The organism is Natronincola peptidivorans (genome assembly GCF_900111615.1).
Lineage (GTDB): Bacteria > Bacillota > Clostridia > Peptostreptococcales > Natronincolaceae > Natronincola_A > Natronincola_A peptidivorans.
In genome coordinates this window covers 1-15,499 of record NZ_FOHU01000010.1, presented here as the reverse complement: position 1 = coordinate 15,499, position 15,499 = coordinate 1, and the positions used below count along the sequence as shown (strand labels likewise).

The 15,499-nt window shown below is 35.8% G+C and carries 11 protein-coding genes; 9 read left to right on the top strand and 2 right to left on the bottom strand.

The features are described 5' to 3' along the window. Window positions 1–60 precede the first annotated feature (60 nt). Both BMX10_RS11150 and BMX10_RS11145 read left to right on the top strand, forming a co-directional pair. Complete coding sequence (locus tag BMX10_RS11150) at window positions 61–1,512, top strand: tagaturonate reductase (protein WP_090443937.1); 1,452 nt, start codon at window positions 61–63, stop codon at window positions 1,510–1,512. A 1-nt stretch (window position 1,513) separates the two neighbouring features. Next, complete coding sequence (locus tag BMX10_RS11145) at window positions 1,514–3,001, top strand: UxaA family hydrolase (protein WP_090443934.1); 1,488 nt, start codon at window positions 1,514–1,516, stop codon at window positions 2,999–3,001. Window positions 3,002–3,079: 78 nt separating this feature from the next. Here BMX10_RS11145 and BMX10_RS11140 read toward each other — a convergent pair whose 3' ends face one another. Continuing rightward, a complete protein-coding gene (locus BMX10_RS11140; RefSeq protein WP_090443931.1) occupies window positions 3,080–3,967 on the bottom strand; it encodes a copper amine oxidase N-terminal domain-containing protein in 888 nt (295 codons plus the stop codon). Window positions 3,968–4,360: 393 nt separating this feature from the next. Between BMX10_RS11140 and BMX10_RS11135 the strand changes: the two genes are divergently transcribed. The 6 genes from BMX10_RS11135 (at window position 4,361) to BMX10_RS11110 (ending at window position 11,894) form a co-directional block, all read left to right on the top strand. After that, a complete protein-coding gene (locus BMX10_RS11135) occupies window positions 4,361–5,056 on the top strand; it encodes a response regulator transcription factor (RefSeq protein ID WP_170834789.1) in 696 nt (231 codons plus the stop codon). Window positions 5,057–5,621: 565 nt separating this feature from the next. Beyond that, on the top strand, window positions 5,622–7,826 hold the full coding sequence (locus tag BMX10_RS11130; RefSeq protein WP_090443925.1) for a sensor histidine kinase: 2,205 nt from the start codon (window positions 5,622–5,624) through the stop codon (window positions 7,824–7,826). Between the two features lie 135 nt (window positions 7,827–7,961). Then, window positions 7,962–8,567, top strand: a complete 606-nt coding sequence (locus tag BMX10_RS11125; protein ID WP_090443922.1) for a hypothetical protein — start codon at window positions 7,962–7,964, stop codon at window positions 8,565–8,567. 60 nt (window positions 8,568–8,627) lie between these two features. After that, complete coding sequence (locus tag BMX10_RS11120; RefSeq protein WP_090443918.1) at window positions 8,628–9,857, top strand: hypothetical protein; 1,230 nt, start codon at window positions 8,628–8,630, stop codon at window positions 9,855–9,857. Window positions 9,858–9,868: 11 nt separating this feature from the next. Further along, a complete protein-coding gene (locus BMX10_RS11115) occupies window positions 9,869–10,606 on the top strand; it encodes a hypothetical protein (protein ID WP_090443915.1) in 738 nt (245 codons plus the stop codon). 100 nt (window positions 10,607–10,706) lie between these two features. Further along, the gene (locus BMX10_RS11110; RefSeq protein ID WP_090443911.1) at window positions 10,707–11,894 is read left to right on the top strand and encodes a hypothetical protein; all 1,188 of its coding nucleotides are present in this window, start codon (window positions 10,707–10,709) and stop codon (window positions 11,892–11,894) included. A 208-nt stretch (window positions 11,895–12,102) separates the two neighbouring features. Here BMX10_RS11110 and BMX10_RS11105 read toward each other — a convergent pair whose 3' ends face one another. Continuing rightward, window positions 12,103–12,726, bottom strand: a complete 624-nt coding sequence (locus tag BMX10_RS11105; protein WP_090443908.1) for a TetR/AcrR family transcriptional regulator — start codon at window positions 12,724–12,726, stop codon at window positions 12,103–12,105. Between the two features lie 169 nt (window positions 12,727–12,895). On the opposite strand from BMX10_RS11105, the gene BMX10_RS18465 reads away from it, so the two are divergent. Beyond that, a partial coding sequence (locus tag BMX10_RS18465; protein WP_139176440.1) for an MBG domain-containing protein occupies window positions 12,896–15,499 on the top strand: 2,604 nt, incomplete at its 3' end.

Below are 15,499 nucleotides of genomic sequence, written 5' to 3'. Positions count from 1 at the left end.
GCTTTTAATAGTACTGATTCTGTGTGTGGTGGCTGTTTATAAATTTGAGGAGGAAGAAGAATGAAATTAAATAAAAACAATTATCCGAAATATAAGAATTATCCTGAAAAAATAGTGCAATTTGGAGAGGGCAACTTTTTAAGAGCTTTTGCTGATTGGGTCATAGATAAGATGAACAAAGAAGCAGATTTTAATAGTGGAGTGGTTGTTGTTCAACCCTTAGATCAAGGGTTAATAGACAAGCTAAATGGGCAAGATGGCTTATATACTTTATATCTTAACGGGATAAGAGATGGTGAGGTTGTGAGTGATCACGAAGTGATGAACTGTATTAGTAGAGGAGTGAATACTTATACCAATTACGATGACTACTTAGCGATAGCAGAAAACCCTGAGTTAAGATTTGTTATCTCTAATACCACCGAAGCCGGTATCATGTATAATAATAAGGATCGATTAGAAGATAGACCACAGACTAGTTTTCCAGGAAAACTGACAGCCCTATTATATCATAGATACAAATTTTTTGATGGAAATAAGGACAAGGGACTTGTTTTCATTCCATGTGAGTTAATTGATAAAAATGGGGAAAAGATTAAAGAAATCATATTAAAGCTTGCTGTGCTTTGGAACTTAGAGAATGAATTTAAAGTGTGGATTGATGAAGCAAATACATTCTGTAACAGTTTAGTTGACCGAATTGTACCGGGATATCCTAAGGAGAGAATTGTAGAAATTCGTGAAGATTTAGGATATGATGATGATTTAGTAGTAGAAGGAGAGCCATTCCACTTATGGGTCATAGAAGGACCGGCCTGGCTGAAAGAAGTTTTACCAGCTGAAAAAGTAGGATTAAATGTTTTAGTTGTGGATGACATGACTCCTTACAGAACAAGAAAGGTTAGAATTTTAAACGGTGCCCATACAAGCATGGTACCTGTAGCTTATTTATATGGAATTGATACAGTAAGAGAGGCTGTAGAAGACAAGGTAGTGGGCCAATTCATAAAAGAAACTATTTTTGATGAAATTATTCCAACTCTAGATTTGCCACAAGCTGAGTTAGAAAGTTTTGCAAATGATGTATTAGATCGATTTAAAAACCCATTCATAAAGCATCAATTAATGAGTATTTCTCTAAACTCGATGTCAAAATTTGAGACCAGGGTGCTACCATCTATTTTAGAGTATCAAAATAGAAAGGGAGAACTACCCAAAAAATTAACCTTTTCGCTAGCTGCATTGATTGCTTTCTATAAGGGAGATAGAAATGGAGAAAAGATTGGATTATGTGATGATGAAGATATTTTAGAGCAATATGATACTTTATGGAAAGTATATGACAATACGCAGGCACAATTAGTGAATGTAGTATCTACTATATTGGCCAACGAAAAAATCTGGAAAATGGACTTAAACCAAATTAGTGGGCTAACTAATATAGTAGTTGAATACTTAAGTAAAATTGAAACAGATGGAATGAAAGAAGCATTGCATGAGGTGATGAGATAATATGAAATCATTTATTAAAATTAATGAATTAGATAATGTAATGGTAGCTTTAACTGACCTAAAAAAGGATGAAATCATTGAATCCAATAATGGGAAAGTAGAACTACAAGAAGAAATAAATAGAGGTCATAAATTTGCAATTATAGACATAAAAGAGGGAGAAAACATCTTTAAGTATGGTGCGCCTATTGGACATGCAACAAAGGCAATATCAAAAGGTGACTGGGTACACTCCCATAATACTAAGACCAACTTAAACGGTGTCAGCGAATATAGATTTCAACAACACTTGAGTGAACTAAAAGCAGATACTAAGAATTTAACTTTCAATGGATACTGTAGAAAAAATGGAGATGTAGGAATCCGAAATGAATTATGGATTGTACCTACTGTCGGATGTGTAAACGGGATTGCAGAAGTAATTATTAAGCAATTTAAAGAGGAAACTAAGCCAGATGGTATTGATGCGGTTGAAGTATTTAAGCATAATTATGGTTGTTCACAACTGGGTGATGACCATGAAAATACAAAAAGAATCTTATGTGATGTTGTAAAGCATCCCAATGCTGGTGGAGTACTAGTGCTTGGATTGGGCTGTGAAAATAATTACATTTCTGCATTTAAGGAAGACCTAGGTGAGTATGCTAAAGACAGAGTTAAATTTCTTGTTACTCAAGAGGTAGGAGATGAAGTTCAAGAGGGTGTTAAGCTACTTAATGAACTTTATAAAGAAATGACAAAGGATAAAAGAGAAGCTGTACCTATTTCCCAGCTAAAGGTTGGATTGAAATGTGGTGGATCAGATGGACTATCTGGTATCACGGCTAATCCATTGGTAGGGGCTTTTTCTGACTTCTTGATTTCACAAGGAGGCACATCGATTCTTACAGAAGTACCAGAAATGTTTGGAGCAGAGACGATAATAATGAATCGTGCCGAAAATGAAGATGTGTTTAATAAAACAGTAGATTTGATTAATGATTTCAAACAATATTTTATTGAACATAAGCAACCAATATATGAAAATCCTTCCCCAGGTAATAAAGAAGGAGGGATTACTACCCTTGAAGAGAAATCCCTTGGATGCACACAAAAGGGTGGTATTGCTACAGTTGTTGATGTACTAAAATATGGGGAAATAGTAAAAAAGAAAGGTTTGAATCTATTAAATGCCCCAGGCAATGATCTTGTTGCAGCAACAGCATTAGGAGCATCTGGCTGTCAAATGGTGTTGTTTACAACAGGTAGAGGAACTCCCTTTGGAAGCTTTGTACCAACCATGAAGATTTCCACTAACTCAACGCTTTTTCTCCTTAAGCCGCACTGGATTGACTTTAATGCAGGTACATTGGTAGAGGATGAAACAATGGAAGAAGTTTTAGAAAGATTCATTAAATATATTATTGAAGTGGCTAATGGTAAATTGGTAAACAACGAAAAAAGCAACTTTAGAGAAATATCTATATTCAAAACAGGTGTGACATTATAAAGAATTGTATATAATCCATAATTTATCAGAACTTTTAGAGTGCACTTACATTAGTGCACTCTTATTCAAGGTTATCTTTTAATCTACCCTTTTTCCATCTACAAACCGACCTTTATAAACCTGTCCATTTTCCCAAGTATATACACCATAACCGTGCATGTTATTATCTTTGAATTGGCCAACATATTTATCGCCATTTGTCCAGCTTAAAGCACCTAAACCATGTTGTTTCCCATAATTCCACTGGCCTACGTATTTGATGCTACTGTCATAGTAAAAAGTCCCTAGGCCGTGCATTTCGTCTTTAAACCACTGACCTTCATATTTGTTTCCGCTAGGATAAGTATATGTTCCCCAGCCTTGTTTCATATCATCATACCATGTTCCATCATATATGGAACCATCATTATAGTGGAAAACACGATGACTTAATTTATGTTGTTTTGAGTCACTAGTAGCATTATGAAGCCATTCATCTACTTCTGATGATGATCCTTTACTTTCTTTTTGTATAGGAATGCTGCTAATAATTACGGTTTTTGTAGTGCCATCCCACTGAACTTTTGCCCCTAGGCTTTCAGCAATAACCTTGGCTGGCACCATGGTTCTGCCATCAATAACCATAGCCGGTACATCCAATGGTAAATCATTGCGAAGGTAAGGAGCAAAGTTTTCTTTAATGTATTTTTTACTGTCTATGGTCAGTTTTACTACAGTGGCTTCAGCATCTATTTTGCTGCCCACTACTGTTCTTGTAGAAGTATCCCAGTAAACCTTGGCACCAAGGGCCTCAAAAATAGGCTTCACAGGAACTAATGTCCGCCCATTAACACTTTGGGCAGGAACATCGGTGGCAAGATTTCTGCCGTCTACGATTACATTGATAGGATCTGCAGCTAAAGCAGGTACCGTTAACGTCAGCAAGAGCAAGACAACGAAAAATACAACCATAAATTTTCTTTTCATCTAAATATCCCTCCTAAAAATAAAATTCTTAAATATTATACCATCATTGTCCAGTTTTTTGATTAAAGAAATATTAAAGATTTATTGACGTATTAATTGTGCGGCTAAATTCCCTTAGTTATAGGAGGCTCTCTTTGTATGAAAAAAGAGGTGCTAGAAAAAGTTGCATTTTATTTTATTGACTAGATTTCTATGTCTGCTATATAATAATTCTATAGTACTTTTTACCTATACTAGTATAACTAAATGAAAATGTCCCTGCCTCTATAGGCGGCGGGTTCAACTTTATTTTTTAGTGGAAGTTCAATCACCTACTGAAAAAGGTGAATGACGGCCAAAGCCCTTATTGAAAGCATATTAAAAATGATGTCATAATCTTGTGTGGTGATGATGATGGAAAGAGAAAGAATTTTATTGGTAGAAGATTCACCTGACATTGTAGAAATCGTTGCACTTTATCTAGATGATGCAGGATACAGTGTATCTACAGCAAATAATTATTCTCAAGCTTTACAAATGGTGAAGGAAAATAATTATGATTTAATTATTTTAGATATTATACTGCCTGATGCAACAGGATATGAATTGTGCAAAAAGATAAGGGAATTTATGTACTGCCCAATCATATTTATGAGCTGCCTAGAGTTAGAAGAAGATGTAATCAAAGCCCTAGAGTTTGGCGGAGATGATTATATTGTAAAACCAGCTAGGCCTAAAGAAATAATTGCAAGGGTAAGGGCAAATTTACGAAGGGCTAAACAGTACATACATAGTCACGAAAACTATAATAGATATGTAGAATTCAAAGATCTGATTTTAGACACCGAGGAGTATACCGTATCAAATTGTAACAAGATTGTCCGCATTACACCATTGGAATTTGACATTCTTGTTTATTTGCTAAACTCTAAAGGTAAAAAGATATCATACGCTGAATTGTATGAAAATATCTGGAAAACTGAAGCCTTTGATGATTATAGGACAGTTAAGGTACATGTCAGCAACCTTAAAAATAAACTCAGGATTATTAGTAATGATAAGGACATTATTATTAATATTAGAGGAGAAGGCTATCTATTAAAAGTTTAATCATAATAAAATAAATAGGTGATGGTGATACATAATATATGAAAAAATAATAGCAATTTATAAAGAAGATATGTAAAAGCATATCTTTTTTGTTTTTGCTTACATAAACGACTAATGCCAAATCAAAGAAAAAAGGATTAACAAAAATTAACAGTTGTTAAAGATTGGTTAAAGATATAGGGAAAAAGGTTCTTCAATGTTATGTTTTATTGTAAAATTATAGTATATTCTGAAAAATTATAGTGTATTCTGAGGGCAGCATTATTTTTAAGCTTAAACTCTGTTTAATTAATACTCTGGTTAGAAGTTTTCCTAGTAACCCAGGACAGTATGGTTGGACAAGCTTAAGGAATTTTGTTTAAAAGCAAGTCGATAAGGAGTATACGGGAAACAGAAAATTAGAATAGCACCTCAGGTTAAGGCTTCTATCAACAGGATTTCAATAAGGGCTTTGCCTGTCATTCAATGATTGCAATGGGAGATGTATGCAGCACTAGATGGAACTATAGACCTAATTATTAAGATATGATTAATATCAAATAATTATATTGTGGGGAATTTTCTTATGAAAAAAGTAATAAGTTTGTTTATACTAATTGTATTTGTAATGACCACTTTTGTAGGATGCTTTGCAAATACAACAGAAGAAGAAGGAAGAGAAGACTTGCCAGACGAGGTTGAAACTGAATTTAAAAAAGAAAGGCAGAGAGAAGAAGGAAGGGGAGAAATTAAAACACAATTAATACTAGAGATGGGTATTGAACAGCCCCTAAAGTCTGACAGAACCTCAGAAGCTAAAGAGGGTGTTCATGATTTAGACAAAGTTTATGACTTTATTTTCAGTAAATATCCAGAATATATGAAAAATGATTTTGATATGTGGAGACCTAACTTCTTTGATTTAGACTCGGATGGTAGGGAGGAGGTTGTATTTACAACCTCCAATGGTAAAGGAAGACTTCAAGAAGTAATAGTAATTAAGGCAACGGATCATCACTTCATAGAAATTCCCTCATATATCCCTTTTGCTAGATATGAGAATAGCTTCACTTTCCAGGATGGTTTTTTGGTGCATATAGGTAAGCGTGGACTACCTGGTTCCTTTGAATATAACATGAATCTTTATATTTATGATGGTTTTAGAATGGTGGATGTATTAGACGGAGTAATTTTAATTAAGAAAGAAGTATCATTAGCAGGTGAAAACTATACCGTTACAAGTGAAATAAATGGAAATCTTAGGGATTTTACTATTACCCATATCAAGACTGATTATTTAACAGGCTTAGAAGAAATAATCGCTATAAACCACTATCGGTATCATGAGGGAATGTATTTTTGGAGAACCCCCCTTAGCCTATCTAATAGGGCTAAGAGTTTTAATGAAGTATATAAAGGCAGTAATCTATTAGAAACGATTGAATACTTCCACCAAAACCTATATCACTTTGATGAAGATAGGAGAAGGGACTTTAGTATAAACCTAATCAATGTAATAGAGAAGGATAAACAAAGAATTTTTGAAGACCATGGTTCTTTATTAGATTATATTTCTGGGGAGCCCTATGATGTTAAAACAAATATATTGGATACTTCAGACATTAGCAGATATGTTATAGAAGGGCTTAACTCAATAACAAATAATAAAGCATATAAGATTGCAAAGTATTTCTATACCACTGAGGGCTATATAGAAGATATGGGCTTTACTGTAACAATAGACCCAAGGGTTTTTGAAATGATAAAACCAGCTTTAGACTATGCGTATCCTGAAAGGTTTACTCCCTATGATTATAGGAGTCTTGAACCTATTTTAGCTCCCAATGTTGATTTTTACTCAGCAAAACAAGTAGAGCTTCTTCCAATGGTATACCCTAATGTGTATGTAAATAGCTATGAAGATGTGAAGAAGCTAGAGGGTAGCGAGGCATGGAAAACAAATATAATTTTGCCCCTAATTATTCCCCCTCCAGATAATCAAAAAAAGCTTAAAATTATGGTAGTAATCCTTTCTTTTGTGATAATGATCATTGGTTATGGGCTAATAAGGAGCTTAAGAAAGCTTATTGATACAAAAAAACTATTGGAAAATAGTATTAAGCAAAAAGAAAAGTTTATGGCAGACATATCCCATGACCTTAGAACACCCATTATGAGCATTATGGGTTATATGGATACTATTTTAGATGAGGAAATGAGAAATAAAATCCCTATAGATAACTATCTTAAAAGAACCCAGTCCAACATTCTATATATTTCCCGTTTAGTAGAAGATTTATTTACAATATCAAAGTTAGAAAATAATCAAATAAAGCTAAACAAAAAAAAGACTAATATAAACAAATTGATTGAAGAAGTAGTATTCAATCTACAAAACACTGCAGAAAAGAAAGATATAAACATTATTACCGAATTGGAAGCAACAAAAGACCGTCAATTAGAAATTGACTATACTAGAATTAGGCAAGTGTTAGTCAACACTATATATAATGCAGTTAAACACTCACCACAGGGTGGGAAAATCATGATTACTACTAAGCATAAAGAGGATAAAAAAATTCAAATAGCCATAGAAGATAGCGGTATGGGTATAGCATTAGAAGAAATACACCGTGTATTTGATAGATATTATAGATCAAAGAACAATATGGACTCACAATCAACTGGACTTGGATTATGTATTGCTAAGGAGCTTGTAGTAAAGCATGGTGGGAAAATATGGGCAGAAAGTCAGGTTAATAAGGGAACTACTTTCTTTGTGGAAATATAGCTATAGCAATAAGCACAGTTCATAAAAAACATTTAAAAGTATCTATATTGCAAAATTATAGTATATATTTGAAAGCAGTATTTTTTATCAACATGTATAAAAAATGAAATCAAGGGATAGGAGAGTGGAGTGTTTATGAAAAAAATATTAAGGATTATACTTATATGCCTAATGATAGTATCACTAATAGGCTGTTCTCAACAAGCCTCTAATCAAAAATCAGAAGAAGAATTAAGGGAAGAGATAAGAGCTGAGATGGAAGCACAAGCTGCAAAGGAAGCAGAAGATCAAGCAAAGAGAGAAGCAGAAGAAAAATCAAAATTTGAGAATGAAACCACCCATGGAACCTATGTTAATTTTAATGAATATGAAGCCGTAATTGCCCATTTCTATGATGGTGTTAATAAAGATAAACTTGATATAATCGAATACAATGTTGGTCCAAAAGAAAGCTTTAATGTGGGAACCTATACACTTCAATTTGCCGTATTTGGAAAGATAGAAAACGTCAGATTTGATTATCACTTAGGTATGTTTGCTGACCCTGATCCTATTTTTCCTATTGGAACCATTGAAAACGCCCTTGTTATTGTGCACGCAGAACTCCCACTTGACGGAGCTCATATAATGGTAACAGGAACGGTAGGGGGAAGGGAAATAGAATTTATTCTTTACGAATGGAGGATGGATCCAGATGTAACTCCTGTTGAAGAAAATATTTATAAAATAGCAAAGGAATAGATCCCATATTAGTAAATGGCATATTGAAAAAAGTTTAAAGGAGAGGAAGGAGATGAAGTTATGAAGAAAGTACTTACAATCATCTGTATTTCACTGATGTTATTTTCTTTAATAGGTTGCTCACAACAAGCCTCTAATCAACAATCAGAAGAAGAGTTAAGGGCAGAGATTAGAGCTGAGATGGAAGCACAAGCTACTAAGGAAGCAGAAGAACAAGCAAAGAATGATGACCAGAAACAATCAAATAATAATGCCCAGCAGCAAGCTAATGATCAAACAAATCAGAGTTCAAATGGCAGTCAAGGGGTAACAAGCCAACCCGTAAGAGATGATCTGTCCAAGGGCTTTACCTACAAAGTTGAAAATGGTGATTTAAAGCTTACCTATAATAACTCTGACAATACAGTAACCCTTATAAATGCTTATAGAAATTACAATTATAGGACATATGAAAAAACAGGTGAATTTACACATAACATGCAATTCCCTGAGGTTACTAAGGCACAACTGTCAGATGGGGGTAGAGAGATTTATTTTTCAGTAGGGCCAATTCATGGCGTTGGGATATTAACATTTTTCATAGAGTTGGACACAATGGACATCTACCTTATTAGCCAAGGTACATTCGTTGAAGAGGTTAGATTGGATCAATATACCACTCTTGTTATATTACAAGCAGGGTTAGATTATACTGCACACTTCCCCCGAGGTTATGGAGATTTTTACCCTTTGGGAAGTCAGTTGGAAAGGAATAGAATAGCACAATTTGAAAGGGCAGTAAAGGAACGAGAAAATCAAAGCAGCTCCGGGGCACAAGGGTCATCAAATCAATCTAGTTCAGGTAGCCTTCGAGAATTTTATGAATTGAACAAAGAGTATACATTGTATAACTTAAATCAGGATGGAAACCTAGATAAATTTAAATTAGTTAGACCTAACGACAATGAAATATACTTTGAGGTTAATGGTGATAGAATTGAATTTCGAAATTTGGGGAATTGGTCTTATTTTTTAGATCCACCTAGAATCAGCGATAGATATACAATTATTCCTGATTCCGAATGGCCAGGTTATTTTGTTTTAGCAATTGATCAGCATCAATATGCTTATAATTCTGTCTTTTTCTTTCGGTATGTAATAGTACCCTCGGGACCATTTGATGTATGGTTTAACGTGGAACCAATAGGTTATTATACTGGATATTTGCTACTAGACGAGATGAATATAACCGACTTGGATTCTTCTTCAGTAACCATTAATGGTGAAAGAATTCCCTGGAAATATGACTAAGGGGGGAGCCTATGAAAAAGCTATTAAGTCTATTTATTGTTATCTCATTATTATTCACCATAATAACCGGGTGCTCTTCACCACAAAAAACAGAAGAAGAACTAAGGGCGGAAATAAAAGCAGAGCTTGAAGCAGAAGAAAAGCTTAGAAAAGAACTGGAAGCTGAAATAAGAGCAGAACTAGAGGCTGAGAAGCAACAAAAGGAAGAACAGAAAGAAGAGAGTACACCTGTTGGACAAACAACGATAGAGGAAGTAACGCCCATAGCTTTATCAGTATTTATGACAAAGGACCAAATAATAGAAAAATTAGGGCATAATTATACATTTGAAACTAAAGAAGATGGTGCATACGTTGATTATAGATCTATACTTGAATATGATGGCATTGAATTTTATTTCGGTCATAATACTAAAAAATTACCCGCTGATCAATATCCAAGCGGTATAACCATAACCTCAAACAAATATAGATTTAGCTATGATTTTAATATAGGAGATCCTGCTTTAAAAGCCATTGCCTATTGTGAAAAGAATTTTGAAAATGCAGAGGATTTTCATGGTGGTGGGTATATATTTGATTCATTCCAATATAAAGAAGACAACAGCCCCAAAGGGACAACTGCTGGAGGTTTTGGAGGTTTACGAATGAGATTCTTCTATAACACATCAAGGAGTTACTCCAGCAAGGATGATATGAGCGAAGATGTTAAAATAGAAGAGATTAATATATTTGCACCAATGGATTAATATATTTACTGCACTTGATTAGTACTAAAATTAGAAGGGACTTTATGTGTAAAAATGTAGAAATTTTATTCCAAACACAAATTAGGGAGTGATGGTGAAGATGAAAAAATTAATAAGCTTAATTATTGTAGTATCATTTGTTTTTACAAGCTTAGTAGGGTGTTCTACTCCTGCCAATAGTACAGATGCAAAATCAGAAGAGGAACTGAGAGAAGAGATTAGGGCAGAATTAGAAGCAGAAAAGGCAGCAGAAAATAATGCTTTGCGGGATAGGGATGCCCTTTATAAATTCGTAAAGCAAGAAATTATAAATATTACAGAAGAAATTTTTGACACATGGGAAATTTATTATTTTGACATTACTGAGGATGGTATGGAGGAAGCTGTTTTAGTCCATCCCTATGGTGTTGATTGGTATGACAAAGTTGAAATTATCAGTTGGGCCGATGGAAAATATAGACGAATTTCCTCAGATATTTATTCAGGGAAATATGGAACCAGTATTGACTTTAAAGATGGCTTTTTAGTTGTAGAAGTAACTACCGGTGGAACGGGAGAACAAATGACTTCTATGGATTTATTTAAATATGATAGTCCAAGGATGATTCATGTTTTATCTGATATTACGATTTCCCATAGCGTTGCTTTTCCTAACGCAGATTTTGAAAGTACTGGGAAAATAAATGGAGGATTGACAAATTTTACATATACCTTAACAACATATGACAATCGTACAAATAAAGAAACCATCGAGATCAAACAAGAATATGTTTACAATACCAATAATAGGAGCTTTGATATTAAAACCATAGAAGCACAGAAATCGAGTCAAAATCAAGCTTCAACCAGTGAGAATAGTCAACCTTCTGAAGGTAAGCCTCTAGAGAAGTATGAGTTTAACAAAACATATAAATATGACTTTCGTGAGAATGGAAGCCCAGAGACTTTCTCAGTTGTTCTAAATCGGGAAAAAGACGAAATCTATTTACTTGTAGAAGGATTTAGATATGATCTTGGTGGGACTGATGGTCAACTTGTCAATTCCGATTATTATAAAATAACGAAACATCTAGACGAAGGCTATGCTGTATTTGCAGTTTCTCAAGTACATCCACCCCATGGAGATAAAATAGTCTCTTTTAATATGTATCTCCCAGGCTATGATGTAGAGCTATTAGGTTGGTTTGAAACTAACATGGACGTAAAAGATATGGATATTAAACAAGTATCCCGTCCTGCTAATGTTAAAATTGGCAATCGGACGTATGACTTAATTACTCTCTATTAAATACAGAAATAAAAGGGCTTACATTTACTTTTATTATAGAGAAGATAAGGTTACTTAGTTGATAGAGAAATACCACCCAAGATCAAAAAGCTTTATAAGGCAAAGGTATATTGTTGTTATTGTGCAAAACAGGAGATTTGACAATTTCTATATGAAGTAAACAGCCAGAAGACTTTGAATATGTTCTGGCTATTTTTCTGTAAAAAGGTTACTTGTTTCTTATACCCGCTAATATGATTTGCAAATGCTCCGTCACAGCATCCTTTAAGACAAAGTCAGGATAACGAATACACCACTCATAAGTAAGCCCCCTCATTGCAAAAAGGCAATGCTTAGCAATGGTATTAACAGATAATTCTGTACTAAACTCTCCCTGTTGTACCCCTTGGGCGACGATAGCTTGAATTATTTTATAGAGTTCACGGTTATAACTCAATAAAGCGCTAGCGTTTTGTGTTTTAGTTATAAGTAGTTCATAAACAATTCTCATTTTGTCAAAGCCTATATCTTTGGTAATAACATCAGCAGTTTTTTCTGCCAAAGCTATAAGGATATCAGCTGCCTTTGTATCGACAGAAAATGATTCTACATAAGCTTTATAATCCAAATCCACTTTGCTTACATATTCATTAATAAAAGTAGCTATTAAATCATTTTTTGTAGAAAAATGCACATAAAAAGACCCTTTAGCCACACCTGCCCTTTCCACGATACTATCAACACTGACCTTATCAAATCCCTTTTCTTTAAACAAAAAGTAAGCACTTTCATAAATTCTTTTTTTCGTTTCAATAGCTTTAATGGTTTTCATATTTTCCTTGACATGATTCATCAAAATCCACTCCTAGTATTGACAGATTATTCTAAAAAAGATATAGTAAAACAATAACGACTACAGTCATTATATCTAAGTACTAATAGTATAGCATAAAAAACATTTTAAGTAAAAAAGCAAAGCCATTGTGAATAAAGAAGGATTTTAGAAGAAGGGGGAGAAAAAAATGATGGGTAAAATACATAAAATACTAGTAGGTCTTAGTATGCTGTTGTTTTTGTTTACAGCCTACGGAATGATAGCCTTAGTAACAACAGAAAGTGTACATGGACAGACAGTAACTCAGGTAGTATACAGCGGAAATGGTACAATCACTGTTAATGGAGATTACCAACTGTCAAGTGATTTCACAGGAACCATAACAATAGGAAATGCTGTAACAGATGTTAAAATCATTGGCAACGGCTCAGAGCATCAGCATACAAATACCAATATTTCTGTTGCAGGTGACAGGACAGTAGCATTAAACCTAACAATAGAAGATCTTAATATTGCAGCAGCAACTGGTGCTTGGCCTGACCCAGGTGATCACGGTATTGACTTTGGCGATGCAGGCAACTTTCAGCATAATCTGTATATTAGCGGTAGGTCAACCATAGGTGGCGGTAGTAGTAAAGCAGGGATACATGTACCAAACGATATTGCACTTACAATCAATTTAGCAGCTGGAGAGACACAAGGAGAAATATTGGTAAGCAGCCAAGGTGCAGGAGCAGGCATCGGCGGCGGTTCTGAAGGAGCCGGTGGAACAATAACCATAGCAGGTGGCACAGTAACCGCCAAGGGTGGTTTTGGAGGAGCAGGCATCGGCGGCGGTTTTGAAGGAGCCGGTGGAACAATAACCATAACAGGTGGCACAGTAACCGCCACAAGTTATTATGGAGCAGGCATTGGCAGCGGAAGTCATGGAGCCGGTGGAACAATAACCATAACAGGTGGCGAGGTAACCGCCACTGGCAATGAGGGAGGAGCAGGCATCGGCGGCGGACATAATGGATTACATGGTATAATAACTATAACAGGGGGCACGGTAACCGCCACGGGTGGTAGAAGCGATTATCGGGGAGGAGCAGGCATCGGCGGCGGCGGAATATATAATAATAGTGGATCAGGAGGTACAATAACCATAACAGGTGGCACTGTAATCGCTAAGAGTGGTGAGATTTGGGGGGGCTCGACTAGTGCTGATCGTTTTGGAGGGGCAGGCATCGGCGGTGGAGGCAATGGATCCGGTGGAGTAATAACCATAGAAGGTGGTGAGGTAGAGGCCACGGGTGGTGATGAGTATGTTCGTGGCCATGGAGGAGCAGGCATCGGCGGTGGGAGTAATGAATCTGGTGGAATAATAACCATAGCAGGTGGCACGGTATCCGCCACGGGTGGATCAGGAGGAGCAGGTATTGGCAGCGGTGGAATACATATTGGTAATAGTGGATCAGGAGGCACGATAACCATAACAGGTGGCAATGTAATCGCTAAGGGTGGTGGATATGGAGCAGCAAACATCGGCGGCGGAAAGAATGGAGAAGGCGGTATTGTTTACATAAAAGGGGAAAACACCAATGTTGTAGCAACGGGAAATGATGGTTGGGATATTGGCTCTGGCTCTAATAATGACAATGGCGGAAGTCTTTCGGTTGGCGAGGGCGCTACTGTGGATATAACTAGCACCAATGCAGAAATAGATAAAAAATTAATACTAAGAAACTTTACTGTTTCCCCAGAAACCGATGCTACTACCTTAGATACAGTTGTTCTTGCTGTAAATGTAGATGGTATTATTTTTAGTATATTCCAGGAAATACATCAGGGAGTAATTTCCTTTAAAGCCAATGGCGAAGAAATCGAAAGGGCTGAAATTATTGCCGAAGGTAGTAGTACTAGGGGTACAGCAAGCATAAATGTATGCAATCTTCCTGACGGTACATATACATTTCTAGCAGAATATGTGGAGGGAGAGGGTAATGGCTTTCATGCTGAAAATCCTTTACAGATAACCAATTATAGTATTAGCAAGACAAACCAGGATTCCTTAATAATGCATATCCCCCCCACTATAACCTATGGTGATGATTCTTTTGATATCGAGGTAAGGGGTGGCAGCGGAACAGGTGCTATAAGCTATCAAGTCACCTCTGGCAATGCTATTACTGTCGGTGAAACTGGAAGGGTTACCATAGTGGCCTCAGGAGATGCAGAGGTTAACGTGACGAAGGCTGGGGACCAGCATTATCATGAAGCTGAAGCTATAGTTAGTATTACTGTAACACCTAAGCCATTAACCATTACAGCAGATGATAAGAGCAAGCTTCAGGGAGAGACAGATCCAGAGTTCACAGTAACCTATACAGGCTTTATCGAAGGTGAAGATACTTCTAATCTTGAAGGAGAGTTAGTTTTAAATCGTGAAGAAGGAGAAGAAGCTGGCACCTATATCATCACCCCATCAGGTTTAACATCAACTAACTACAGCATCACCTTTGAAACAGGAATCCTTAGAATTATAAATACCAGCCCAGATTTAAGCAGCTTGACCCTAAGCAGCGGAGGTTTGAATCCAACCTTTAGCCCAGGTGAAACCAGCTATACTGCCAGTGTAACAAACAGTGTCAGTAGCATTACCGTAACCCCTGAGGCAGAGGATAACCATGCCATCATTAAAGTTAACAATCAGACGGTAACCAGTGGACAGGCTTCGGAGGCAATAGCATTAAAGGTAGGTGCTAACACAATTACAGTGGAGGTAACAGCAGAGGACGGAGTGACTATA